Source organism: Gracilibacillus halotolerans, from assembly GCF_014206945.1.
In the GTDB taxonomy this organism is placed as follows: Bacteria; Bacillota; Bacilli; order Bacillales; family Amphibacillaceae; genus Gracilibacillus; species Gracilibacillus halotolerans.
The window spans coordinates 93,104-119,960 of the sequence record NZ_JACHON010000005.1 but is presented as its reverse complement, the minus strand read 5'-3'; the positions used below and the strand labels follow the sequence as shown (position 1 = coordinate 119,960).

Annotated in this window: 20 protein-coding genes; 13 read left to right on the top strand and 7 right to left on the bottom strand. The window is 34.6% G+C overall.

What is annotated here, in order from left to right; translation table 11 throughout:
* Positions 1-12 precede the first annotated feature (12 nt).
* From GGQ92_RS08170 to GGQ92_RS08130, 9 genes are all read left to right on the top strand, one after another.
* A complete protein-coding gene (locus GGQ92_RS08170) occupies positions 13-1,491 on the top strand; it encodes a lipopolysaccharide biosynthesis protein (protein ID WP_184246933.1) in 1,479 nt (492 codons plus the stop codon).
* A 16-nt stretch (positions 1,492-1,507) separates the two neighbouring features.
* Positions 1,508-2,590 (top strand): polysaccharide pyruvyl transferase family protein, encoded by a 1,083-nt coding sequence (locus tag GGQ92_RS08165; RefSeq protein ID WP_184246930.1) that lies wholly within the window; start codon positions 1,508-1,510, stop codon positions 2,588-2,590.
* Between the two features lie 50 nt (positions 2,591-2,640).
* Positions 2,641-3,549: a glucose-1-phosphate thymidyltransferase RmlA gene (rmlA, locus tag GGQ92_RS08160; RefSeq protein WP_184246927.1), complete on the top strand. Its 909-nt coding sequence runs from the start codon at positions 2,641-2,643 to the stop codon at positions 3,547-3,549.
* A complete protein-coding gene (gene rfbC, locus GGQ92_RS08155; protein ID WP_184246925.1) occupies positions 3,546-4,109 on the top strand; it encodes a dTDP-4-dehydrorhamnose 3,5-epimerase in 564 nt (187 codons plus the stop codon). The genes rmlA and rfbC overlap by 4 nt, the downstream gene beginning before the upstream one ends.
* Positions 4,110-4,111: 2 nt before the next feature.
* The gene (rfbD, locus tag GGQ92_RS08150; RefSeq protein ID WP_184246922.1) at positions 4,112-4,963 is read left to right on the top strand and encodes a dTDP-4-dehydrorhamnose reductase; all 852 of its coding nucleotides are present in this window, start codon (positions 4,112-4,114) and stop codon (positions 4,961-4,963) included.
* 1 nt (position 4,964) lies between these two features.
* The gene (gene rfbB, locus GGQ92_RS08145; RefSeq protein WP_184246919.1) at positions 4,965-5,999 is read left to right on the top strand and encodes a dTDP-glucose 4,6-dehydratase; all 1,035 of its coding nucleotides are present in this window, start codon (positions 4,965-4,967) and stop codon (positions 5,997-5,999) included.
* A gap of 79 nt (positions 6,000-6,078) precedes the next feature.
* Entirely contained in the window at positions 6,079-7,113 is a 1,035-nt protein-coding gene (locus tag GGQ92_RS08140; protein WP_184246916.1) for a GDP-mannose 4,6-dehydratase, read from the top strand.
* A 22-nt stretch (positions 7,114-7,135) separates the two neighbouring features.
* A complete protein-coding gene (locus GGQ92_RS08135) occupies positions 7,136-8,302 on the top strand; it encodes a nucleotide sugar dehydrogenase (RefSeq protein ID WP_184246913.1) in 1,167 nt (388 codons plus the stop codon).
* On the top strand, positions 8,302-8,463 hold the full coding sequence (locus tag GGQ92_RS08130) for a hypothetical protein (protein WP_184246910.1): 162 nt from the start codon (positions 8,302-8,304) through the stop codon (positions 8,461-8,463). Before GGQ92_RS08135 ends, GGQ92_RS08130 begins: the two co-directional genes overlap by 1 nt.
* On the opposite strand, the gene GGQ92_RS08125 is transcribed toward GGQ92_RS08130, so the two are convergent.
* Entirely contained in the window at positions 8,450-8,764 is a 315-nt protein-coding gene (locus GGQ92_RS08125) for an LPXTG cell wall anchor domain-containing protein (RefSeq protein ID WP_184246907.1), read from the bottom strand. The two genes, GGQ92_RS08130 and GGQ92_RS08125, sit on opposite strands and share 14 nt — an antisense overlap.
* A gap of 68 nt (positions 8,765-8,832) precedes the next feature.
* On the opposite strand from GGQ92_RS08125, the gene GGQ92_RS08120 reads away from it, so the two are divergent.
* On the top strand, positions 8,833-9,573 hold the full coding sequence (locus tag GGQ92_RS08120) for a nucleotidyltransferase family protein (RefSeq protein ID WP_184246903.1): 741 nt from the start codon (positions 8,833-8,835) through the stop codon (positions 9,571-9,573).
* Positions 9,574-9,654: 81 nt separating this feature from the next.
* Here GGQ92_RS08120 and GGQ92_RS08115 read toward each other — a convergent pair whose 3' ends face one another.
* The 6 genes from GGQ92_RS08115 to GGQ92_RS08090 form a co-directional block, all read right to left on the bottom strand.
* Positions 9,655-10,173: a GGDEF domain-containing protein gene (locus GGQ92_RS08115; protein WP_184246900.1), complete on the bottom strand. Its 519-nt coding sequence runs from the start codon at positions 10,171-10,173 to the stop codon at positions 9,655-9,657.
* Between the two features lie 273 nt (positions 10,174-10,446).
* Complete coding sequence (locus GGQ92_RS08110) at positions 10,447-12,531, bottom strand: cellulose biosynthesis cyclic di-GMP-binding regulatory protein BcsB (protein WP_184246897.1); 2,085 nt, start codon at positions 12,529-12,531, stop codon at positions 10,447-10,449.
* Positions 12,528-13,808, bottom strand: a complete 1,281-nt coding sequence (locus GGQ92_RS08105; RefSeq protein WP_184246895.1) for a glycosyltransferase family 2 protein — start codon at positions 13,806-13,808, stop codon at positions 12,528-12,530. Before GGQ92_RS08105 ends, GGQ92_RS08110 begins: the two co-directional genes overlap by 4 nt.
* Entirely contained in the window at positions 13,808-15,529 is a 1,722-nt protein-coding gene (locus GGQ92_RS08100; protein ID WP_184246892.1) for a DUF2334 domain-containing protein, read from the bottom strand. Before GGQ92_RS08100 ends, GGQ92_RS08105 begins: the two co-directional genes overlap by 1 nt.
* The gene (locus tag GGQ92_RS08095; RefSeq protein ID WP_184246889.1) at positions 15,519-16,385 is read right to left on the bottom strand and encodes a diguanylate cyclase domain-containing protein; all 867 of its coding nucleotides are present in this window, start codon (positions 16,383-16,385) and stop codon (positions 15,519-15,521) included. The genes GGQ92_RS08100 and GGQ92_RS08095 overlap by 11 nt, the downstream gene beginning before the upstream one ends.
* Entirely contained in the window at positions 16,366-17,454 is a 1,089-nt protein-coding gene (locus GGQ92_RS08090) for a glycosyl hydrolase family 8 (protein WP_184246886.1), read from the bottom strand. Before GGQ92_RS08090 ends, GGQ92_RS08095 begins: the two co-directional genes overlap by 20 nt.
* Positions 17,455-17,909: 455 nt before the next feature.
* Between GGQ92_RS08090 and GGQ92_RS16405 the strand changes: the two genes are divergently transcribed.
* From GGQ92_RS16405 to GGQ92_RS08080, 3 genes are all read left to right on the top strand, one after another.
* Complete coding sequence (locus GGQ92_RS16405; protein WP_246384234.1) at positions 17,910-18,095, top strand: hypothetical protein; 186 nt, start codon at positions 17,910-17,912, stop codon at positions 18,093-18,095.
* A complete protein-coding gene (locus GGQ92_RS08085; RefSeq protein WP_246384222.1) occupies positions 18,037-18,417 on the top strand; it encodes a hypothetical protein in 381 nt (126 codons plus the stop codon). The genes GGQ92_RS16405 and GGQ92_RS08085 overlap by 59 nt, the downstream gene beginning before the upstream one ends.
* 477 nt (positions 18,418-18,894) lie before the next feature.
* The gene (locus GGQ92_RS08080) at positions 18,895-26,649 is read left to right on the top strand and encodes a SpaA isopeptide-forming pilin-related protein (protein WP_184246883.1); all 7,755 of its coding nucleotides are present in this window, start codon (positions 18,895-18,897) and stop codon (positions 26,647-26,649) included.
* Positions 26,650-26,857: the final 208 nt, after the last annotated feature.

The window sequence follows — 26,857 nt, the reverse complement described above, 5'->3', positions numbered from 1 at the left end:
GGGTGTACAAGATTGACTAAAAACAACCTTAAAAGTAAAACAGCTAAGGGATTAGCAACAATGTCAACTTCATCTATTGTTGTCTTTACTTTGCAATTATTAACAACCCTTATTCTTGCTAGAATATTCAGCCCAGAAGAGTTTGGTATAGTAAGTGCTGTAACTATAATTATAAGCTATACCGATATCTTTTGGATGATGGGAATTGGTCCTGCAATTGTTCAAAAGAAAAAATTAGATAATACCGATATTAAAACTGGTTTTACTGTATCATTTATATTTGGTATTATTTGCTTTGTATTGGTATATCTCTTAGCTCCTTATTTAACCCAATTACTTAAAATAGAAGAAGTTATGATTCTAAGGATTATCGCACTGTCTTTTATCTTAAACAGTTTTGGAGTTGTCTCATTATCATTACTTCAAAGGAATCTACGATTCAAAATAATTGTTGTGAAAGATATTATAAGTACATTAAGTTATGGTTTTTTTGCGATATTTCTAGGAATATTAGGTTTCGGTGTATGGGGATTAGTAATTGCCTTGTTGATAAAATACTTTGTCGCAACCGGAATAGCTTGGTTTATGCAACCTATTGAAAATCCGTTAGGATTTTCAAAATCAAGCTTTAAGAAACTAATTCATTTTGGAGGTGGTTACACTATTTCACGATTCTTTAGTGTAACAGCGAATCAAGGTGATTATTTCGTTATAGCCAGAACATTGGGAGCACATTCGTTGGGATTGTACAATAGAGCATATCAATTAATGGCGATACCTGCCCATTTAATGGGTCAAGTAATAGATCAGGTGTTTTTCCCTGTAATGTCCAAAATACAAAATCAGAATAATCGATTAAGTAATATTTTCATTCTATTAACGACGGTATTCGCAACAATATACTTACCGATGAGTGTATTAATATTTTTACTTTCTGAAGAATTAATTATAGCTTTACTTGGAGAACAATGGATTGAAGCCTCGGTTCCTTTGAAATACTTAGCGCTATTCCTGTTTTTTAGAGTGGGTTATAAAATTTGTGATCCAATTTTTAGAGCTAAGGGGTTTGTCTATAACAGAGCAGTTATACAGATTATTTATGCAATGATGGTCGTTATCTTCTCTTATATAGGATCCCAATGGGGACTAATCGGTATTAGTTTAGGTGTTGCTTTATCTTTGGTATGTAATTATACAATAATGGTTATTATCACCTATAAACTAATAAACTTTAATATTAAAGATTTTTTACGGAGTTTAATTCCAGTTATCTTATTTATGTTCTCTGTAATTCCGTTCTTAATCTATTTGAAAAATATTTTGAATATGACTTTGACAAATAACTTAATGGTAGTTTTACTTATAATAATAATTTTTAGTGCTTGGGCTTTCTTATCATTTATAATAATATATTTTATGTTTTGGTCAGAATTCACAAAAACACAAGTTAAAATTGTAGTTAATTATATGTTAAATAGAATAAAAAAATAAGAGGGGTAGTTAGATTATGAAAAAAGTTTTATTGTGTGGTGCTACACATGGATCTAATTTTGGAGATTCTCTTTTCGCAATCATGTTCAATAAAAAAATAGAAAAAAAATTCGACGATGTTGATGTTTATTTTACAAAAGCATCTGAATATTCAAAAGAGGCTTTAAACATAAAAGTAGCAGGGTTGAAAGAATTATTTTCTATGGATGGAATGGTGTATATCTCAGGTGGTTATTTCGGTCAATCGCATAATGAAAATTTAAAAGGATCAATTTATAGATTTTTAACTTATTTTGCATATGGACTTTTTATGATTTTGAGAAGAAAACCAATTGCGATTATAGGTGTGGGAGCAGGCCCATTAGAAAGAAAGTTTTTAAGAAAAACTGCAAAGTATATTTTTAATAAGGCAAAAATTGTTTCTGTAAGAGATAAAGAATCTAGAGATTATATGAGAAACTATGGGGTTCAATCTGAAATCAGGGTAACGTCTGATTCCGCGCAGGTTATTAATGACGCAATCTTTAATATAAAGAAAGAGAACACATGGATTTCTTCTCAAGAAAAGTTAAAGAATAGACAGAAGGTCTTGATTCATTTAGCCAGTAAAAACAGTGATTTATATAACGATATAGTTATAGGTGCAATCCTAGATAGTCTAGGATCACGGAAAGATATTGGTTTTATAATTACTACAGATTATGTTACAAAAGGAGATGAGTTGAGAGAAGTATATAAGTTATTTCCTTCTGAACAAACCGTAATTTATGATTTTAACAATCCACTTGAGTTTGTTGAAGTCATTTCAAATGTAGATGCTGTAATTACACCTAAACTGCATGTAGGTATCATTGCAACCACTTTCCATAAGTCTGTTATATCGTTTCCACTGCATCCTGGAAAAACTATAAGATATTATCAACAAATTGGATATCCTGAAAGATGTAAATCTTTGTTTGACGTGAGTAAAGAAGAATCAAAAGAAATGATTCTTAGTTACATAGATAGTAAAGTCAATCTATCTCAAAATTTATTATATAAGGCAAATGAGAATTTTGATTTATTATTAGATTTTCTAGAGAATAATGTTAGAAGGTAGTACTTTTGTACAAACTCATTTTAGTATATACAGAAGGGTTGTGAACAGAATTGAAAGGAATAATATTAGCAGGGGGTAGCGGTACGAGGCTTTACCCTCTTACTAAGTCTCTTTCTAAGCAATTATTACCAATCTATGATAAGCCTATGATTTATTATCCGCTGTCAGTATTAATGCTTGCAGGGATTAAAGAGATACTAATAATTTCTACCCCAAAGGATACCCCGCGTTTCGAACAATTACTTGGTGATGGATTAGAATTAGGCATAAGCTTACAGTATAAGATACAGGAATCACCGGACGGTTTAGCACAAGCTTTTATTATTGGTGAAGATTTCATAGGTGATGATAATGTTGCTTTAATCCTAGGAGACAATATTTTTTATGGTCATAACTTTACAGAATTATTAGAGAAGGCAGTAGTAAGAAAGAGTGGAGCTACTGTGTTTGGATATAATGTTAAAGATCCAGAGCGCTTTGGTGTAGTGGAGTTTAATCAGGATGGAAGAGCAATATCAATAGAAGAAAAGCCATTAGAACCAAAATCTACTTATGCTGTAACAGGTTTATATTTTTATGATAATCGAGTTGTAGATATTGCTAAAAATATTACACCCTCAAATCGAGGAGAACTAGAGATAACAGATGTAAATAAAGCGTATCTCGAATTGGATGAATTACATGTAGAACTACTAGGTAGAGGTTTTGCTTGGTTGGATACAGGAACACATGAATCACTACTAGAAGCATCAACATTTATTGAGACTGTAGAAAAACGTCAAAGTTTGAAGGTTGCTTGTTTAGAAGAAATTGCATATCGAAAAGGTTATATTGGCAAAGAGGAATTATTAAAATTAGCGGAGCCATTAAAAAAGAATGAATATGGCCAATATTTAATTAGACTAGCCAAACAAGAAGCTATTAATAATTATATTAAGAACAAGGAGGTTCTATCTTGAGCATACTAGAAACCTATCTAGAAGGCGTTTTTATAATAGAACCAAAAGTATATGGTGATCATCGTGGATGGTTTATGGAAACTTATAATGAATCTAGTTTTAGAGAAGAATCACTAAACATAAACTTTCTTCAAGATAACCATTCTTTTTCTGCTGTAAAGGGAACTTTGAGAGGTTTACATTATCAAAAGAATCCCAAAGCTCAAACAAAGTTAGTCAGGTGTACAAAAGGAGCAATTTATGACGTTGCAGTGGATATACGCAAAGGAAGTAAGACGTATGGTAGTTGGTATGGAATTGAGTTGAGTGCAGAAAATAAAAAGCAAATATTGATTCCAAAAGGATTTGCACATGGATTTTTAACATTAACAGACAATGTTGAGGTTCAATATAAAGTAGACGAGTTTTATTCTCCAGAAGATGATAGAAGTATTTTATGGAATGATCCTGAAATCGGTGTTGATTGGCCCACGAATATAGAACCTATTCTCTCTGATAAGGATATTAATGCGCCAAAGATAAAAGATGCAGATATTAATTTTAAGTATGGTGATTATTAAATATGAAAGTACTTGTAACTGGATACAGTGGTCAATTGGGTTATGATGTTGTAAGAGTAGGATTGAATAGTAATCATGAAATAGTTGGAATATCTTCAAAGGATTTAAATATTACTAATAAAAGTCATGTTGAAGACTTTATTAGAAAATTAAAGCCCGATGTTATTATACATTGTGCAGCTTATACGGCTGTAGACAATGCCGAAGATAATAAGAGTGATTGTTATAATGTTAATGTTAATGGGACCAAATATCTTGCTGAAATTGCTAAAACTATTAACGCTAAATTCGTTTATATTAGTACTGATTATGTATTCAATGGAGAAGGAAATCTACCATTTACAGAGACATCTGTTCCTAACCCAATAAATTATTATGGAGAAACAAAATATGAGGGCGAGCAAATAGTTAAAGGTTTAATAGAAAAACATTTTATAATACGCATTTCCTGGGTGTTCGGTATAAATGGTAATAATTTCGTTAAAACTATGATTCGTCTTTCAGAAACGAAAAATGAATTAAATATTGTAAATGATCAAATAGGATCACCGACTTATACATATGATTTGGCACACCTAATAATTGATATGATTGATACAGAAAAATACGGAACTTATCATGCTTCCAATGAGGGGTATTGCAGTTGGGCAGAATTAGCATTAGAAACATTTAAAATGTTAAAAAAAGAAGTAAAAGTTAACCTTGTTTCGACAGAAGAGTATCCTACTCGTGCTTTACGTCCCAAAAACTCAAGATTATCAAAGTCAAAATTAATTAAATCTGGTTTTGCTCCTTTACCCGATTGGGAAAGTGCTCTTAAAAGATATATTATTGAATTCAATAGAGGTGGATAAGATGACAAAAAAGAAAATCCTAATTACTGGCGGGGCTGGATTTATTGGCGGAAACTTTGTTCATTACTTGGTGAATAATTATCCGAATTACGACATTTACAATTTAGATTTACTAACATATGCTGGTGATTTAACAAAACATAAAGATATAGAAAATAAACAAAACTATCATTTCATTCAGTGTGATATAGCGGATAGAAAATCTATCTTTACACATTTTGAAAGAGAGAACTTTGACTATGTTGTTCATTTTGCTGCGGAAAGTCACGTAGATCGTTCCATAACAGATCCAGAAATATTTACAAAAACGAATATTATCGGTACACAAGTATTATTGGATGCCTCAAAAGAATTTGCGGTTTCAAAATTTGTCCATGTATCAACAGATGAAGTATATGGTGAATTAGACTTTGACCCAAATACTTTTTTCACTGAGGAAACTCCATTGCAACCCAATAGTCCTTATAGCGCTAGCAAGGCCTCATCAGACTTTCTAGTACGTGCTTATCATGAGACATACGATTTACCGATAAATATTACTCGGTGTTCAAATAATTATGGGCCTTATCATTTCCCTGAAAAATTAATTCCTTTAACTATATCTAGAGTGTTAAATAATGAAAAGGTACCAGTATATGGTGATGGTAAGAACATTCGCGATTGGTTACATGTCTATGATCACTGCACAGCAATAGATTTAGTACTACATAAGGGCTTAAATGGCGAAGTTTACAATGTTGGCGGTCATAATGAAAAAACAAATTTAGATGTAGTTAAAACAATTATAAAATCGTTAGATAAATCAGAAGATCTAATAGAATTTGTTGAAGACCGCTTAGGTCACGATAAACGGTATGCTATTAACCCAACAAAACTTGAACAATTAGGTTGGAAACCCGCTTATAATTTTGATACTGGTATTCAACAGACTATTAAATGGTATATAGAAAATGAAGATTGGTGGAATAACATTATTTCTGGAGATTATCGTGATTATTTTTCGAAACAATACCAAGCAATAGTTAATAAAAATTAATATGTTTTTATATGCCAGATTTCATTAACCATTAAAAAAATTTTATTTTAGTTAATTTTGTATTTCAGGAGTGTCTCAAATGGCTTACCAACCTTTAGAAAAAAATAAAACCTACCTTATTACCGGTGCAGCTGGCTTTATCGGTAGTTTCTTATCTAAGCGACTACTTGAAGAAGGATGCCAAGTTATCGGGTTAGATAATATCAATGACTATTACGATATCAACTTAAAAGAAAAGCGCTTAGAAATGCTTGAACCTTTTGAAAATTTTACTTTTATCAAAGATGACATAGCGAACAAAGAAGCTATTCAAAAAATCTTCGAAGAACATAAACCTAACTATGTTGTTAATCTAGCTGCGCAAGCTGGGGTTCGTTACTCAATCGAAAATCCAGATGTGTACATTCAAAGTAATATAATCGGCTTCTATAATATCTTGGAAGCGTGTCGCTCTTTTCCTGTAGACCATTTAGTATATGCTTCCTCTAGTTCGGTATATGGAGCTAATAAAAAAGTACCATTTGAAGAATCTGACTTTGTTGATACGCCAGTTTCCTTATATGCTTCGACGAAGAAATCCAATGAGTTAATGGCTCATACATATAGTCATCTGTATAAGATACCTGCTACAGGATTGCGTTTCTTTACGGTTTACGGACCAATAGGTAGGCCGGATATGGCTTATTTTGGATTTGCGAACAAATACTTTAATGATGAATCGATTAAGATATTTAATAATGGTGATTTTGAAAATGATTTGTACCGTGATTTCACTTATATTGATGATATTGTCGAGGGGATTGTCCGTCTTTTAAGTAACCCACCTCATTCTGAAGATGTCCAACACAAGGTTTATAATATTGGAAACAGCAATCCAGAAAAGCTAATGGTGTTTATAGAAACATTGGAAAAGGCATTTAGCAATGCTCTAGGGAAGAAAGTCGAATTCAAAAAGGAATTTGAGCCAATCAAGCCTGGAGATGTTCCTGCAACATACGCATCTACCAAACTATTGCAAGAAGCAGTAGGATTTAAACCGAAAACACCGATAGACGTAGGCTTACAGAAATTTGCGGATTGGTATGTACGATATTATAAATTAAAAGATAAATAGAATGAGACTAGGGGTGAAAGTAATGAAAATAACCGTAGCAGGTACTGGTTACGTTGGCTTATCTAATGCAGTTCTACTTGCTCAACATAATGATGTAACTGCCTTAGATATATTGCAAGAAAAAGTAGATTTAATTAACGCAAAAAAATCGCCAATAGTAGATGAAGAAATTCAGCAATTTCTTGAAACGAAAGAATTAAATTTAATGGCTACAACTGATAACGAAAAGGCATTTAGATATGCAGAATATGTTATAATAGCAACTCCAACAAACTATGATTCAGAGCGTAATTATTTCGATACATCTTCTGTAGAATCTGTAATCAAGAAAGTTTTAGAGTTTAATCCAGATGCTGTAATGGTAATTAAATCTACGATACCTGTTGGATTTACAAAAGAAGTACGGGAAAAATATAATACTGATAATGTCATATTCTCTCCAGAATTTTTACGTGAGGGCCAAGCGTTATATGATAACTTATATCCATCTCGTATTGTTGTTGGTGAAAAATCAGAACGTGCGGAAGTATTTGCTAGTCTATTAGCGCAGGGAGCAGTAAAAGAGGATATTCCAATTCTATTCACTGATTCTACAGAGGCGGAAGCTATTAAGCTATTTGCAAATACATATTTAGCAATGCGTGTGTCATTTTTCAATGAATTGGATTCCTATGCAGAAATCAGAGGATTAGACACAAAACAGATTATCGAAGGTGTCGGCTTAGATCCACGCATCGGGACACATTATAATAATCCATCATTTGGTTATGGTGGTTACTGCTTACCAAAAGATACAAAGCAGCTATTAGCGAATTATGAGGATGTACCGAACAATATTATTAAAGCAATTGTCGATGCGAATAGCACGAGGAAAGACCATGTAGCAGATCAAATTATTAAGGAAAATCCTAAGGTAGTTGGGATTTATCGTCTCACAATGAAAACTAATTCCGATAACTTCCGTCAATCAGCGATTCAAGGTGTTATGAAACGTATAAAAGCAAAAGGTATTGAGGTTGTAATTTATGAGCCAGCATTAGAAGAGGAATTGTTCTATAACTCTAGAGTAATTAAAGGATTCAAAGAGTTTAAGGAGATGTCTGATGTTATTATTGCGAATAGGCTTTCTAATGATTTAAAAGATGTAAAAGATAAAGTCTACACGAGAGATATATTTAGTAGGGATTAGTGAAGGAGGGATACTCTGATTATGGAGTATCTTTCTTCAGCGGCCAATCAATTTGTGAAGTTCTGAGCAAGAAGTCAGAGATTAAAGTAGTTATTAATAATGGAAAAGGAGAAATTGCTAAAGAACGACTTCTCATCATAAAAGGTTTTATTGGTTATTAACTTTTCTTCTATTGTAAATGTATAGAGTGAGCGCAGCTGCAATCAATAGAATACCGATTGTTAAAATGTTATATAGGCTCGTTGCCGTATTCGGTAGTTCATTCGAATCTTTAGTATGTGTCTCGTTGTTTGTCGCAGTTTGTTGATCAGTATCATTTTGATCTGTTTGTGAATTATCCTCTGATACTTTTACAGTCTCGCTAGGTACTTCATTAATATCAATAGTGACAGGTTCATCATAGTTATCGAAACTAGATGCCGGGATAGAAGCTTGTTGCTTGTTCTTTAATAATTCTTTCATTAGCGCTATAATTTTATCTATACTGTAGATAATTAAATTCTACTTATAAAGAACATTGAGGTGAAATCATGAAAGCCATTATCTTAGCAGCAGGCTATGCCACTAGATTATATCCACTAACGAAAAATAAACCAAAGCCATTACTGTCTATTGGCGACACAACAATATTAGATTATTTAATCGAAAAGATAGAGAAAGTACAAGTGATAGATGGCATCTACATTGTCACAAATGATAAATTTTATCCGCATTTTATCGAATGGAAATCTACTTATTTTGGCAGTAAAGAGCTGGTTGTTATTAATGATGAAACAACAACTAACGATAACCGACTTGGAGCCATTGCTGATATCCAATATGTTATTAAACATGCAGATATAAGAGATGACCTTTTAGTTCTTGCAGGGGATAATCTTTTTGATTTTGAATTAACAGACTTTGTGGATTTTTTCGATCAAGTGAAGAAGGATTGCATAGCAGTATTTGAACTTGAGGATTATGAGGAGTTACAACAAACTGGTGTGGTAACAGTAGATGCAGAAAATAATATTCAGTCCTTTGAGGAAAAGCCTGAGAAACCGAAATCTAATTTAGCTGTACCACCTTGTTATCTTTATAAACAAGAAACGTTACCGCTCATTCATGATTATTTACTAGAAGGTAATAATCCTGATGCACCGGGTAATTTTATCCCATGGCTCATAAAACATCGGCAAGTACAGGCATATAAATTTGATGGGAAGAGTTATGATATTGGAACCTTAGAAAGCTATGAAAAGATTAAGGAGGTATATGATAAGGAGAAATGATAAATGTACCAATCAATTCTCCTTTTTAAGTGAGAGCATAGAATTTATAATGGATTCTTAGGAACTCAGTTCATCCTACTGCTATTTTATAGTCTCCAACTGTTCCTTATTTAAATACATCTTCTTATCCGCATAATCAAATAACTCTTCTTCAGTTTGGCCGTGAATCGGGTATATACTATAACCTATGCTCATTTGACAACGAATCATTTTCTCGTTTATATGGAGAGGATTCTGTAATTTATGTTGGATATCATGAATCATGTGAAAAAGATGTTCGATGTTCTGTACTAAAAGTAAGAACTCATCTCCTGATTTTCGGAATATCTGCTCATCATATCTATTTGCTATTCGTTTTAGGATGGAAGAACATTCTATTAATAGCTTATCGCCAGTAGAGTGACCATGTTTGTCATTGACTTGCTTAAAGTGGTTAATATCCATAAATAAAATGGCGAATGGTTTTTGGGTTTCATAAAAACTATGAATGTGCTCTTGTAAACAATATTTGAATTTACGATAATTGGCAAGTTGTGTTAATTCATCTGTAAAAGCCATTTTGAGTAGTTCTTCATATGTAAAGTCATATATCTTATACATAAAAATCTCTCCTTATCCTCAGTGGTTCTAAGAACGGGACTAAATACCTAATAAAGGCGCAAGGTAAATAAAAAAGCTCAACCTAAACAACAATACATCACAAAACTATACAAAATCTCTACAATGATTATTGTGGATATTTAAATCAAAAAGTTATGAAAAGATTCAAAATAAATATGAAAAAGAGAAATGATAGGCTAAACAATCATTTCTCCTTTTGAAATTAAACAACGGTACCCATCTCATCCACCATATATCGAGGTATTGGATTGTTTAATTAATTCTCTTCCTTCTCACCACTACAAAAATTAAAATAGCTATCGTAGCTAGTAAAAGCAAAAATCCTACTCCCCATATCACCCATTCATTATTGGCAGTGACCTCTTCTTGGATATCATTAGTTTCTTGTACTGATTCCAACTGTAAGCTATTCGTATAGAAAGAGCTAGGTCCTGTTTGTACTGCAATGGAAGCTGGAGTAGATGTATTGAACAAGAAATTCATAAATTCAGAAGTGACATAATTCTGGGATTCTTTCAAATAATCAAATACTACCATCATATAATCTTCATTCCAAGGGTTAGTTTGTATAAAACTATAATAATCTACTTCGCTATCTATAAATCCATGTTCTCCTAATAGTGGCTTATATTCATCGTAACGTACGATTAAGTCATTTTCTACATCACGTAGAATTGCATGATCTTTAATCGATCCGATAAAAACGATATTTCCTTTTTTCATATGCTCTTCAGTTAAGTCAGAGGAAGAGAGTAATTGAATAGGAGGGATTTGATTATTTATCGTAAATATATTAAATAACTCTTGTATGTTTTGGTTAGATATACCTTCCTCTGGAACCGCAATAATTAAATTGTTATTTCCATCAGAGAATGGGAAAGGGAAGTGATTAAAATCCATTTCTCCATCTTCTTGATTAGCGGGTAATACGAGTTTACTGTCCTGATACACGTAAATCCAATTGTTTTGATCTGTCGCAATACAAGGGTTTTCTGTACGTAATCCGCTTGTTTCTAGTCGCATAGAAACAAGTCGATTTTCTTGCAGAGTATCTTTATCCAATGGGATCTTAACACTTATATTTCCGTCAGTATCTTCTTCTACTGCATGCATATCTACTGCATGGGGAACTTCGTTAATATATACAATAAATTCTACATTGGCAGATAGGGCAGATAAATCATCTTGACTAGCATTTTTGATTCGATCTGAACGCTTTAATAAAAGCTCTATCGACGGTTGACTTAATCTATTTTTGTCGATGGGTAAATAACTATAATATGTTTGTGTTTTTGCTTGTTGTCCATCTAACAAAGTATCTTCTAAACCAAAATCTTGAAAACTTATTTCATTAGTCGCCTGTCCATCAGGTAATACAGGTAATTCTATGATTTGAAGGGATTCACCAGATAGTTGTTCGATCAATGCTTGGTGAGTTAAAATTTTAATTTTATCTAAGATGGCATTTGCTTCTTGAGACGTTACTAGTAAAGCTCGTACATTCTTTTTGTTTTGAGTAAGTGTATGTTGAGAAATATCTAAAGTTCCTTCTTGCCAGTTCTCTTGATTAGTGTGAGCAAGTATTTCATTTGTCCAAGTCGTATCAAATTCGTCGATTGCACCTACGATTATTACATTACCTTTTAATGCCTTAACTTCATCTTCGTTCAAGACTTGAATACTATTTTCACTAGATAGAGCAGATAAATAGTTAGCTACCATATGGGCACTTTGTAACGTAGACGTTGTACTATTGCTTGGAATAATGATAGTTGTAACGTTCATGTCGGAACCGGTAAAGCCTTGTGGATAATCTGCCAAACTATATTCTTCAGCTGTTGCAGTTGCTAGCTGAATATAAGAACTTGGTTGTATCGTTATCCAATTTCCTGATGTATTTTGAGGAGTACAAACTCCGGCTACCACATATCCAGAAAAATTAGCTGTTATGGTATGAATACCAATATCTAGAGCTGAGTTTTTTAAATCAACTCGAATTTTTTCGGCAGAATCATTAGTTAACGAGACTGTTCTTACTGGTATACCATCGATTTCAATCGTAAGGGAAGATGGCTCAATTAATAGAGAAGACTTAGTAATACTGAATTCAACAAAATATTCTCCGTCTGAAATATCAGAAGTAATCTCATAATAAAAATTAGCTTCTGCAGTAGGTCCATACATTTCAATTGGTGTTGTCGTTAAGGGTTGTTTGTTAGTATTCGTAGTTTCGATGGTGATTTCTTCTAACTCGATTGTTTCTGCTGATAAAATAAAGCTAGGTAAAGCAAATATGATAAATATGAATGAGATAAAATAGAGATGGATTCTTTTCAAGACACTTTGTCTCCTTTTTCTTTTACTGAAAAACGCTCCGTTTTGTACCACACATTTTCTTCTTTTTTAATCATTCTTTTCGTTTCTAGAATCAATGCATAAATGACTAAAGCTATCCACATTTGGGAATAAGTAAAATACATGAGCACTACGTATAACATATTTTTTATCGTTAATTGGTTCTTCTCAATACTTAGAGTAATCATAATCTCCGTTAAGAACAGTAAGAATGCCATAGCCCACAATATTAAGGCGACATTACCAATTGATAAATTTAAATCATAAAATAAATTAACAATAAAGAGAATGTTAGATAATATGACACCGAAGAAAAAGAGAAAGTAAGTAAAAAAGAAATAAATGATATCGAACATCATTTTCTTACTTCTTAGACTAAACATTCTTCCTAGAAATTTAAGTACCACATATTGATTACCGCGGGCCCATCTCGTTCGTTGTCTCCACCATACATGTAAAGTCTCCGGTTCTTGCTCCCATGTAATAGCAGCAGGGAAGAAGCGGATATGATATCCGAGGCTATATACACGAATCGTTAATTCTGTATCTTCCGTTAAAGCGGAGGTATCCCAACCACCGAGCTTTTCCATAATCTTTCTTCTAATAGCGAAGTTAGTGCCGGGAATGGTAGTAATTCGAAACCAACGAAATCTCCCGGCTTGGGCCATCCATTGGAAAGTAATAGTCTCGATATTAATAAATTTTGTTAACCATGTTCTTGCTGCATTGATGACCCTAAATTTACCTACAATTGCTCCAGCCTTTTGATCATTGACTAAGCCCATCACTAAATGCCAGACAGCTTTTCGTTCAGGAGTGTTATCCGCATCATAAACGGCAATAACTTCACCATTCGATTGTTTTAAAGCATAGTTTAAAGCACTGGATTTACCTTTACCTTTATATACTCCTTTAGTTTCGATAACACGAATAAAAGGATAGTTCGCAGCAAATTCATCGCCAATTTCTTTCGTACGGTCACTACAGTTATCACAAATTAAAATGATTTGTAATTTGTCTTTTGGATAATGTAATCTAGCCATCGCTTTCAATGTTTGTCTAATGACAACTTCTTCATTGTGTGCAGGGATAAACACATTGACAGTAGGTAAATCAATTTTTGCCATTTCTCGTTCCCATGAGGGGATTACTTTGTCGAAGTTTCTGAAATGTCGATATCCACCTTGTGCTAAAAACATATGGTATAAGAGCATAATCCAAATTACGATGAGTGAGGTATAAAATAGATAATTAGCCATCATAGTCTCTCCTTAAATAGCCGTTTCCGATAATGAAATCGCATGGTAAAGATATAGAGAGTGAATAACAGTACAAATAAAGTAGTAAGTATTACGACTCCCCAAAGCACGACTTCAAACGAGTTATTCTTCCAAGTATTTTTCCATTGAATTTGCCAAGGTATATTTTCGATTACTTGGATTTGACCATCACCAGGTAATGAAATTTGAACAAATTCAGTTTCTACGTGTTGTTTAGTTTGATTTAATTCTATCCATTGTAAATTCGGAATCTGTTCTAATAGATGGACTAATTCCTCTAAATACTCTAATCCTAAATATGGGTGATAAAATCCTCCGATGACTGCTCCAGGCACACTAGTTACATCTTGAATAGCGTTCTCTATGTCCTCGATTGGGTTCGAAGATTCTAAATCTACAAAACCAATTGTTTCAGGGTATAACGTCATTCCATCCAAAATGGAAGGCTGACTTATGAACAAGGGACTTATCATAACACGCCAATCTTGGTCTGATACTTGTAGCTGTCCAAATAACGCAGAAAAGTATTCGGAAGTAATTTTATAACCGTTAGAGCTCATCGTATAATGTGGAGCTTCAAAAGCAACCGGCGGGAATCCCCATTTGGTAAGCGAGTGTATAGAATTTGTTAATTTCAATTGTGTATATTCTGTTTCTACTTGTTTTAATGAATGAATATAAGTTTCATATTCTTGAAGGTTAGCGAATTCACTAGGTTGTTTAATCTCTTCTACTGGATCGTATTGATTTAAAGTTGTAATTGGCTGGTTAGCAACCGAATCCCAAAACTCAAAACCTTCCCCTGTTTCAGAGTAGCGGTACGTGTGTGTATATCCATGGGAAATAATATAAGCGCCATTATTTACAAGATGCTCAAGCACCTTCTTCAATTCTGGTGTATCCTCTATAGTAATTTCTTCGCCTGTTTCCGGATTCAAGTAGACTGGAATGACTGCAAGATATACAGGAATGCCTTTTTCAATTAAAAACATGCCTGTTTCTAACACTAAATCTGGATCGGCTACTGGTGAGATATCCTCCAATCGTAAATAAGCAGGATGAAAAGCTGGTGTAGGTAAGTCGAAAATTTGATATAAACTTCGCGTAACACTAAACTTCACTTCTGTTCGCACGCTATCTAAGTTAATAAAGCTTGTCCTACCATCCTTAATAATGATTGGAACTTGTATATCTAAACTTTCCCCGTATGCAATGACCTCTGCCTCGTTAGGAATGTCTATGTTTAAGACAGTAACTGGAAAGTCTAAGTATTTTTCTTCTATTTTGTGGACCTTATTTTCACTTAAAAAAGACCATTGTTCATATTGAGGTAAATCAGTTGCTCCCGGACCAATACCAAGAACGAATCCCGTGAATGTACGGAGGTTTTGGATTTTTTGGATATCAGCCTGTTGAGATAATTGATGCACAGAGTAATAGATAACAATGTCTTGATGATCTAAATGCCCCAATTCGAATTGTTTCAATTCTATTACCTCTACCTCTTCAAACAATCCGCTTAATATACTATCTAGAAAATGAACATTTGCTGCGGTCTCCTGATCTAATCCGTAATAAATAAGGCTAACTTTTCTTTCGTCTCGCTGGTCTGAAAAATTTGATTCGAGACTTAGAATAGTTGTCGGTTGTAGAAAAAAGATGATGATAACGAGTAACCAAAGATGCTTTCTATAAATCATAAAAAACAGTCTCTCTTTCTACACTTTGAATAAAATCTAAGTAATCGATGTTTTTCATCTCGCTATTATATTCTTCATAACTTATATGGAATTCTAATGTTACCTTTTTACCATTTAGTAAGGTGTGTGTTTGAAGACTATTAGCTAGCTTTTCTGCAACAATTTCCACTTTATCTTCACTCGTTTCAATTAATAAGAAGGCGAATTTGTTATCTGTATATCTGAACTTTTTATCGGAAAAACGAAGAATATTACTCGACTTCTCTCCAATCGTTCGAAGCAGATGTTCCATTTCTTTATGACCATATGCTTTAAGAAATTCTTTATAGTAATCTAACTCTAAAAATAATATAGAAAAAAGCCCATTATGTCGGTTGATACGTTTCATCTCAGTCTGTACTTCCATTTCCAACCTTTTTGCATTATCAAAAAAAGTATCAGGGTCAATAGCAACGAACTGTTCCACTTCTTGTTTTAACTGATTTCTTTCAAGTATGATTTTTGTTATTTGTTGTTGAATGGTTCCACCTAGTAGATTTGTAATAAGTAATCCAATCCCATAAATAACAAAGTTTTGCATTGATATAAAACTAGTTGACAGCAAGGTTGTGTTTGTTGATTGTAAAGTTAGATATAAGAGTGCAGAACCAATGACAAATAGAAAAAGTAAACTAATAATCAAACTAGGTAAAATACCAAACATTATTGAAATACTAGAAATAATAACAAACATAATAAATAATAATTTTCCAACCTCATCATGTGACCATAGAGAGGAAAACATGAAGAGATAAATAAGGATGAATAATAACATTTTAGATAGGAAAACTTTATCTTCACTTATTAATTCCTTCATCTAGTGCCTTCCTCTCAGCAAGTAATGGTAATAAATTATCGAAAGCGTGTGTATCCAAACTAATTACGTCTATATAGCCTCCATAGTATTCATCGTACGAATCTGAGATTTGTAAACCTTTCATACTCTCCATGAGGGTATGTACCAAATCATACTCTTCCACTTCTAAACACATCAGAATAGCTAAAGCATAAACCGAAGCACCTTCATAGTCCACGGTAGGCTTTTTATGATCAGCAGAAAATCTCCCGAACAAGATATTGTCGTACTTTTCTAAAGTTTCTTCTGTAAAACGTACTAGAGATGAGACATCTCCATCCCATAATGCTCGATAATAACCAACATAATATTGATCAATTAAATTAACTTCTGTAGCAAATTCATACTCGTCGTTATCCGGATAATAAGTTAATGGGAAGAAACCATGTTCAGATATCGGCGCCTGAATTAATATCTCGCGATTTTTTAGATATTGTTCTTCTGTAATTAATTTTTCTTCGTGTAAAAATCGAATTGCTTCTGGATCTAAATAGCTTAATGTTAAAAAGTCGCCTTGATATTTCGTTTCAATATCTACATGATTAATAAAATTATCATTAACCATGTTATACTGAGAGACATCTTTCGCGATTGACATAGCTAGCTTGTGATATTTGGAATCCCCCCAAGTTTCAGATGCTTTTATTAAGGACGATATAATCCTTAAATCATCTATTAGAGCGTTAGAACTAGCCTTTTCTGTATTAATTAATCTCCAACTAATTAAATAATTATCTTCCATAAAGTAATCTTGTAGTAGATTAGCTTGAAGATCAAACTCAGCTTTATCTTTCTTTTCTACTAAATATGTCATCCATAAACCAATGGATTCAGATAAATAGACGTGGGATTCCTCTAGCAAATCGTTTTTTATTAGTCCATTTTCTTCGGTTAGGTGATTTTTAATAAAGTGTTCCGCCATTAATTCGCCTTTCTTTACAGGTGAATTGGTCTTTGATTTTAAGATGATGGCAAAGATAATGCTTAAAATAATTATAAAAGCTACAAAAATGAATAATTTCTTTTTCAAGTTATCAACTCCATGATTGTCTGATAAGTCTAATGAAGGGTGATATTCTTACCAGGAATTATTACATCTAGTTATTAGGTGTTTGCTAACTCAACCTTTTGTATATACATTCTTTTATCTGCGTATTCTACTGGTAAGACAAAGTAACCCGGACGAAACGCCCTGTCAAGCTAATAATGTCTATACCATTTGCCTTATTTTTCATTTGATTAACTTATTTATTATAAACTAAATACCTATACAAAAACTATACAATACAAAAATCACCTGTCCATCTAACTAAATATAATCGTGACATAAAAGGTTAGTTCCGAATAGGGGAGAAAGGATACAAAAAACCTTATATAATATAGAAATAAGCATTGAATGGCTTGAACTATTATAAGCAACCATAACAAAATGAGTATAGGTCTCATTTTAAAATGTGATAGAAGTAGAGAAGGAGAGATGTATTTTTGAAAAGTATCCATATGAAAGAACACTTTGAGAAGATATATAGACAGCGAGAGGAAAAGGAAGAAGAGCTTGGTAAATATTCAGGCCAAGAATGGGGGCGTCCTAAAGAAAATAAGTGGTCATGGGGTGAAACATATTACCACCTATATTTATTTAATGATGAAATGGTTTCGTCGATTAAGTAAGATTTATGTACTTATCACCAAGCCAGTTGCTGCGTTACAGAGGAACAAGACATATTTGACCGGAAGTGCAAATGTTTACGAAGCATATCAAGATAAAAATAAAAAGCCAATGAAAGCTCCGTTTATGTTGGCAGAATTGGATAAAGAAACGAAACTATTAAAATTGATAGTTGAAAATATCGATGATGATATAGCAGGTCATATCCGTTTTGTTGATCCGTTAGCGAATCACCCTAATTTAATTCAAAGTATCGATCTACTAGGAATACATGAACAACATCATTTTTTGTTATGTAATAAGTATTATCAATTGAGTTCCTAAGTTTTGTGATGAGTTATAACTGTCCTACGAAAAATCTAACACCCCCTTATCCACTGCAAAATGCTCTCTTTTTCCCCAGTCTCTCGATCATTATCATTGTATAAAATTCCTCCCGAATTGCTCGATCATTCGATAAATAAGCTGGATTTTTCCTGCTGGTTTTTATCCTTTCCCATTTGAAACCTTCCAAAAAAAACAATAGAAACCTGAAGATAAGTAAAAGCTTGTATTTTAAATTAAAAACCCTCGATAATTTCAGTAATCAAAATCGTCTCTATCCCTTTCCTTGTAAGGGTTTACACGTTATTTTTGTATAGAATTTGTAGAGGTCTGTATAGTAATGTACCCCATAGCGTTCTTGTCAAAGAATAGACCGTCATCCAAAAGTAGACAGCTAGATTTTTTCAGGCATTATGATGAAAATTCGTTGTCTTTTTCTTTGGGGAACTAAAATAATTAAGGGAGGAATACGAGAGAGTGAGAAAATTTAGTATTATGACATTTATTTTTGTCATACTTCTCCATACTATCTCTGCTAGTATGGGATTACACGTTACGGCTATTGATACAGTCGAAAAAAACAACATCGAATTAGACGTAACATTGTCGGATGAAGAAGGCAACCTTTTCGACGTAGAAGGTAATCCTGATAGCCCAATCCATAAAGATTCAGGTGTTCAGATTATTTATGATTGGCAGATAGCTGGAGAGACTACTGAAGAGGAATCGACGTATGTAAAAGTATTGTCATCGCCATTGTTGATTCAAGAAGAACAGCAAGGCGCACTCTTCAGTAATGGGGGGAAAGAAGTCGGAACATTTCATGTTGGGGTAGATGGTAGCGTAACTCTTCGCTTTGTAGCTGGAGAGCAAGCGAGAGGGCAGCTATCAATAGAAGCAGCTTTTGATGAAGAAGTAGTAGGGGACCAGAGTTCTGTAAGCATTCCGTTTGATTTAATTGAAGGAATAAAGGTTATCCCAGTCTATTTCTTACAAGAAGAAAACGTAGAAGCTAATGTTAAACAAGAGGTAAATGGAGAAACGGATGAAAAAATAGATTCAGAGAACGTTGCCAAGGTGTCTTTGGAAGGTGAACCCAAAAATCTTCCTCAAAACGAGGAGGTAGTACAAGAGTTAGAAGCCTCTAGTCAAAAAATAATAACTCAAGCAGCAGAGATTGAGGAAAATCTTATTACTAAGGTAGAGTTATCACAACGATTTGAGGATGGAGAATCAGATTCTAAACTATTGGAGCCGGGCGAACCAATCGAACTACCTAGACCATATAATCAGTTTAAAGTGGATATTAAATATTCATTTGCACTTCCAAATGGACATTCCTATGGGGCTGGTTCTACGTATACGATTGAGGTTCCAGAATTTTTCAAAGTACTACCAAATCCGGAGGAACAAGAATTACGAAGACCAGATGGTACCTTGTTTGGTACGTATATCGTAACGGGAAATCGGGAAATCGTCATAACATTTAATGAGGAAATTGAAAAAAATTCCGACATTAGTGGATATATTGAGTTATGGTCAGAATTTAACGAGAACTATAATGGGACAGCAGAAAATGTTATTACATTTCCTATTTCAGGTGAACAGACGGTTGAATACCCAGTGAAGTTCGTACCGAATGCTTCCGCTATAGATAAAAAAGGGGTACCAGCTGATCGGGCGTATAATACAACACGAATTCAATGGACAGTTGATATTAATAAAAATTTACAGTCTATTGAAAATGCAGTTTTGCTAGATGATTTAACAGTAGGCGACCATTCGATTATACCTGAAAGTTTGAAAGTGTATGAATTAACGATGAATGCCGATGGAAGTATAGCTGAACAGTCAGAGGAATTGTCAGGTTACGAATTCGAGGATGATTTTTCTATCCTATTTGGAGACATTAATTCTGCCTACCGTATTGTGTATGAAACTGAAATTCATGATACCGAAGGAGAAACATACAAAAATAAGGCAATGTTAACAGGTGATGATTATGGACCAGTCTCTTCCGAACCCACTGTTTCAGTTAAACGTGGTTCTCCATTAGAAAAATCAGCTGGAGACTATGATTCTAAGAGCCAAACGATTACGTGGGAAGTAAAATACAACTATGATGAAAAGGTAATAGAGGCTGGAAGAGCTAAACTAACAGATACATTTGGTGACAATCAATTGCTAGTTTTTGATCGTTTACCAAAAGAAGGATTTATCGTAGAACAGGTAGAGATTAATCCAGAGACTGGTAATGAGATAAGTAGTACAGAAGTAGATAACTTTGATGTTATTGAAACAGAGAATGGCTTCGAACTCTCTTTTAACGAGCAAATCGAACATGCCTACAAGATTACCTATCAAACAACGGCTGATGAGCGGGTAGAAGAGGGAGCAACAATCTCTAATCGAATCGAAGATGAATTCGGTAATAATAAAACAAGCTCACAGTGGATTAATCAAGGAGTTTTTCGTAAATCGTTTAATAACGATATGAATTATGACAAAAAATCCGCTAGCTGGACAATGCGATTAAACTCAGATGAAAAGACGATGGACGGTGTAGAGATTCTCGACACCCTTCCGAAAGGATTTACGCCACGAGATGTAGTGGTTCGTCATGGTAATGAAGATTGGACGAATGGGACAGAATTTACAACTACGTTTAGTAATAATGAATTAACGATAGAGTTTCATCAAGAGATAACAAAAGAAGTTGTCATTACTTATCATACGGACATCAATTTTGATGAAACAGAACCTGCTGCAAATGGTAGCTTTACTAACCATGCGAGGCTCACATGGATTGTAAATGGGCAAAACGGTTCTGGAACGAAAGTGGGAACAGCAACCTTCGCCCCAGATACGTATACGCAAAATAATGGTTTTAAGCATGGTGAGTATAACCTAGCTAATAAAATTATTACATGGAGCATTGGGGTTAATTACAATAAAGCAACATTGGGAGATATTGAGGTTGAAGACATTATTCTAGGGAATCAAGCATTTGATATCGAATCCGTACAAGTACATCATATGGAGTTAACAGGTAGTAGCGATGGTTATCAGCGTGGCGATCAGCTTTCGCTAGAAGATGGAGAATATGAGATAGAGGAAATCACTAGCGATGATGGTGAAGCAGGTTTTCGTGTTTTAATCCCAGATGTGACAACACCTTATCTCATAACGTATGAAACGGACTTGAATAATAAGCTAATTGAAGATATGTATGAGAATACGGCAATCGTAAAGACCGAGCATGCGGATGAGATAGAGCTAACTCATACTGTTGAACCAACACATGGTGGAGAATATACGAATAAAAATGCAAGTCAGGATAACGCAAACCCAAGGATTGTTCACTGGGGTATTAATATCAACCGAACACAATCAACGGTATCGAATGTGACGATTACGGATACACCGAGTGAAAATCAAACGTTTTTAAAAGATACATTCCAATTGTTTGCGACAGAGGTTTCTCCTAACTCCATTGAAAAAGGAGAGCTATTGGAAGAAGGCGAGGATTATACTCTCGAGTTTATAGAGGATGAAGATGGGGTCGAAACCTTTATCCTAGAATTTACCGACGAGCAAATTAGTCGCGCCTATATACTGAATTACGATACGTACATTTTATATAAAGGCGATAGTCATGTAAGAAACAATGCGACCTTTAATGGTGACGAAACAGAAGGTATAGATACAGATACTAGCATGACGCAATATGTAGAGCTTGCAGGTGTCGGTGGGGGTATCGATGGTGAAGTTGGAAGCTTACAAGTGCTGAAAGTCGATGCTGCAAGTCAGGAGCCATTAGCTGGTGCAGAGTTTACGTTATATGATGAGTCTGGAGAAACGGCTTTACGTACGTATACAACTGGAGAAGACGGCATCGTCACGTTTAAGAATTTACTGTATGGAAACTATTTATTAAAAGAAACAGGAGTTCCAGAAGGATATGTTACTGGAATAGAGAATGTAATGGCTGTGGAGGTTAACGACGATCCTACAGAATATACGATTGAAAATAAGAAAATCATCCATGCGATTGAGTTAACAAAAGTTGATGGAAGTACAGGCGATCCTCTTGAAGGTGTTGTATTTGAACTACAACATAGAAATGAGGAAGGCGAATACAACACGATAGAGGAATTAACAACTAATAATCAGGGTAAAATTTATCGAGATGAGCTAGAGCCTGGAGACTATCGATTTGTTGAGCAGGAACCACTTGATGGATACCAGAAAGGCTCAGAGCCGATAACATTTACTATCGATGAAAAGCAAACAGAAATAAAGCAAGTAACAGCTACAAATTGGAAGCTAGGTTCCGTAGAACTGACGAAATTCAATCAAGCTAATCATAGCGAAGTTTTAGCGGGTGCTGAATTTGATTTACTAACAGAAGATGGTGACATCGTTCGGAGCGGCCTAGAAACAGATGAAGATGGGAAACTTTTCGTTGGTAATCTTCATCCTGGTAGCTATCAATTTATTGAGAAAGTAGCACCGACATATTTTGAATTGGATGATACACCGATTCCATTTGAAATAGAAGCGGGTGAAGCTGCTACTCAGTTAGTTGAGGTTGAGGCTACAAATGAATTAATAAGAGGCGAAGTTTTATTAACGAAAGTGGATGGAGATGATTCCACTAGATTAGAAGGCGCAACATTCCAGCTCCTTGATGAAGCAGGCGAAATAATTGCAGACAATTTAGTGACAAATGACACTGGTGAAATTCACGTAACAGACTTGAAGCCAGGAAATTATTCATTTGTGGAAATCTCAGCTCCTGAGCACTATCAAACGAATAATCAACCAGTTGAATTTACAATCGATAGAATAGCAACTTTAGAGGATATACAGCCGACACCTGTTAGAGTAGAGAATACGTTAATTCCTGGTTCGGTAGAGCTATTGAAAGTGGACATAGATAATGGGAATGCTCCACTTGAAGGAGTAGTTTTTGAATTACAGAATCAAGAAGGCGATGTACTCCAATCGGGCTTAACTACTGATGAAGAAGGTAAAATTGAGCTTGAATTACGACCAGGTAATTATCAGTTAGTGGAAACAGAGGCTGCTTTCGGTTATGACTTAAATCCGACTCCAATCGAATTTACGATCGATAAAAGCCAAGTAGAAACATTAACGATTACAGCAGAAAATGAATTATCGACAGAGTCTGTGGAACTAATTAAAGTCGATATAGACAATAATAATGCTCCACTTGAAGGTGTCACGTTTGAACTTCAAGATCAAGATGGAAATGTGCTTCAATCAGATTTAACAACAGATGAAGAAGGAAAAATTGTTGTTTCTGATTTGAAACCAGGCAACTACCAATTTGTGGAGACAGAAGCCGCGTTTGGTTATGACTTAGATACGACGCCGATTCTATTCACGATTGAAATCGGTCAAGTAGGAACAGTCATTCAGCAAGTTGGGAATGAACTTTCTACAGGATCTGTAGAATTGATAAAAGTAGATCGTGATCAGCAAGAGATTCGATTAGAGGGAGCTGTCTTTGATTTACTTGACGAAGAAGGGGAAATCCTTCAAGCAGGTCTTGAAACAGACGAAGATGGTAGATTGGTAATAGGTGATTTAAAACCAGGAAACTATTATTTTGTCGAGACCCAAGCTCCAGATTTTTATCAGCTAGATGAGACACGAATTCCGTTTGCGATTGAAAAAGGACAAGAGACAATCCATACAGTACAGGCAATGAATGAGTTAATTGCAGGGTCTGTGGAACTGCTGAAAATGGATATAGATAACAATCATACACCACTTTCCGACGCAGTTTTTGAATTGCAAGATGGAGAAGGTAACGTGATTCAAAGTGAGTTAGTTACCGATGAAGAAGGTAAAATTAACGTGTCTGAGTTAAAGCCGGGCAACTATCAATTTATCGAAGTGGTAGCACCATTTGGCTATGATTTAGATGCTACACCAATACCTTTTACGATTGAACGAGCAAGAACTACTTCAGATGTCTATACGGTTGAAGTAGAAGCGGAGAATGAATTATCTACAGGGTCTGTTGAATTAGTGAAAGTAGACATAGATAATGAACGCGCACCACTTGAAGGTGTTACGTTTGAGCTACAAGATCGTTCAGGTAACGTACTTCAGGCAGGCTTGACAACTGATGCAGATGGGCGAATTGTCGTTTCTAATCTGAAACCTGGTAATTATCAATTTGTTGAGACAGAAGCCGCGTTTGGTTACGATTTAGATACTACACCAGTTACATTTACGATTGAAAAAGGGCAGGCAGAAATTTTAACCCTATCGGTAGAAAATGAATTATCTACTGGATCCGTAGAACTGATTAAAGTAGATGTAGACAATGACAATGCTCCACTTGAGAGTGTTACATTTGAGCTTCAAGATGAAGATGGGAACGTGCTTCAAGCAGGTTTGACTACTGATGAAGAAGGTCGAATTGTTGTTTCTGACTTAAAACCAGGCAACTATCAATTTGTGGAGACAGAGGCAGCGTTTGGTTATGACTTAGATCCAACACCAATCGAATTTACCATTGAGATTGGTCAAGTAGAAACTGTCATTAAACAAGTTGGAAATGAACTATCTACTGGATCTGTTGAACTTAGAAAAGTAGATAGAGACCAACAAGATATTCCATTAGAAGGAGCCGTCTTTAACTTGCTAGATGCTGACGGGGAAGTCCTCCAAGCAGATTTAGTAACAGACGAAAATGGTAGATTAGTAGTGGATGGCTTAAAGCCAGGTAGCTATTATTTTGTCGAAACACAAGCTCCGGAATATTATCAGTTAGATGCAACACCGATTGCCTTTACAATTGAAAAAGGTCAAGAAATGATTTTCACCGTAAGAGCTATGAATGAACTAATTACAGGCTCAGTAGAATTGGTGAAGGTTGACAGTGATAATGAACGTGCACCACTTGCAGATGTTATGTTTGAGCTTCAAGATGGAGACGGGAACGTGCTTCAAGCAGGTTTGACTACTGATGAAGAAGGTCGAATTGTTGTTTCTGACTTAAAACCAGGCAACTATCAATTTGTAGAGACAGAAGCAGCATTTGGTTACGATTTAGACGCTACGCCAATAGGATTTGCCATCGAACGCTCGAAAACAGAAGCGGACATGACCACAGTTGTGCTAGAAGTTGAAAATGAATTATCAACAGGATCCGTAGAACTGATTAAAGTAGATGTAGACAATGACAATGCTCCACTTGAAGGTGTTACATTTGAGCTTCAAGATCTGGACGGTAATGTACTTCAATCGGATTTAATTACAGATGAAGAAGGCCGAATTGTTGTTTCTGATTTGAAGCCAGGTAATTATCAATTCGTTGAAACAGAAGCAGCATTTGGTTATGACTTAGATACAACACCAATCGAATTTACCATTGAGATTGGACAAGTAGAAACGGTCATTAAGCAGGTTGGGAATGAATTATCTACTGGATCTGTTGAACTAAGAAAAGTAGATAGAGACCAACAAGATATTCCATTAGAAGGAGCCGTCTTTAATTTACTAGATGCTGACGGAGAAATCCTCCAAGCAGATTTAGTTACAGACGAAAATGGTAGATTAGTAGTCGAAGGCTTAAAGCCAGGTAGCTATTATTTTGTCGAAACACAAGCTCCAGAATATTATCAGTTAGATGCAACACCGATTGCCTTTACAATTGAAAAAGGCCAAGAAATGATTTTCACCGTAACAGCTATGAATGAATTAATTAGAGGATCCGTAGAATTGGTGAAAGTTGACAGTGATAATCATGAGCTTGTGCTTGAAGGTGCAGAGTTTGAGCTCCGTGATGATGAAGGAAATGTAGTATTGACTGGATTGACTACGGATCGTGCAGGCATGTTGATTGTAGATGACTTGAAGCCTGGTACGTATCAGTTCGTGGAAACGGGCGCACCAGAAGGATATCAGTTAGATGATACGCCAATTTTCTTTGAAATTGTAAAAGGACAAGCGGACGCTATCCAGTTAACAGCAGAGAATCAATTGCTAGAGGAAACAGTGGAACAAGAGGAACCGACTGAGGAACAGCAAGAAACTAGCAGTGGACATCAACCAACACAACCAGTAAATGCATCGAAACAAGAAGATACAGGTACATTACCTAACACAGCAACAAGTATATTTAACTATTTAGTGGCGGGTATTGCGATATTACTTGTTGGAATCTTCTTATATCGACGAAAACTTAACTAATAAATAGACGGCTATTCTCTCGATTTGAGAGGATAGTCTCTTCTTTTATTATTGTAGTGAATTCGTTTTTTAATTAGAAGCGACGCATACATTTTTATGAGTAGATGTACCACGGTTCTACCTTAACTGAAAATTATTGGAAATAAAAAACGCATAAAGTATGAATAATGGATGAAATCCCCTGTGATTAAAGGTATAATGGAATATA

Bases quoted from the DNA above. Each gene is read 5' to 3' on its own strand.
- GGQ92_RS08115 (WP_184246900.1), bottom strand. From the start codon at position 10,173: ATGTATAAGATATATGACTTTACATATGAAGAACTACTCAAAATGGCT.
- rfbD (WP_184246922.1), top strand. From the start codon at position 4,112: ATGAAAGTACTTGTAACTGGATACAGTGGTCAATTGGGTTATGATGTT.
- GGQ92_RS08135 (WP_184246913.1), top strand. From the start codon at position 7,136: ATGAAAATAACCGTAGCAGGTACTGGTTACGTTGGCTTATCTAATGCA.
- GGQ92_RS08140 (WP_184246916.1), top strand. From the start codon at position 6,079: ATGGCTTACCAACCTTTAGAAAAAAATAAAACCTACCTTATTACCGGT.
- GGQ92_RS08095 (WP_184246889.1), bottom strand. From the start codon at position 16,385: ATGAAGGAATTAATAAGTGAAGATAAAGTTTTCCTATCTAAAATGTTA.
- GGQ92_RS08105 (WP_184246895.1), bottom strand. From the start codon at position 13,808: ATGGCTAATTATCTATTTTATACCTCACTCATCGTAATTTGGATTATG.
- GGQ92_RS08125 (WP_184246907.1), bottom strand. From the start codon at position 8,764: ATGAAAGAATTATTAAAGAACAAGCAACAAGCTTCTATCCCGGCATCT.
- GGQ92_RS08120 (WP_184246903.1), top strand. From the start codon at position 8,833: ATGAAAGCCATTATCTTAGCAGCAGGCTATGCCACTAGATTATATCCA.
- rfbB (WP_184246919.1), top strand. From the start codon at position 4,965: ATGACAAAAAAGAAAATCCTAATTACTGGCGGGGCTGGATTTATTGGC.
- GGQ92_RS08165 (WP_184246930.1), top strand. From the start codon at position 1,508: ATGAAAAAAGTTTTATTGTGTGGTGCTACACATGGATCTAATTTTGGA.
- GGQ92_RS08100 (WP_184246892.1), bottom strand. From the start codon at position 15,529: ATGATTTATAGAAAGCATCTTTGGTTACTCGTTATCATCATCTTTTTT.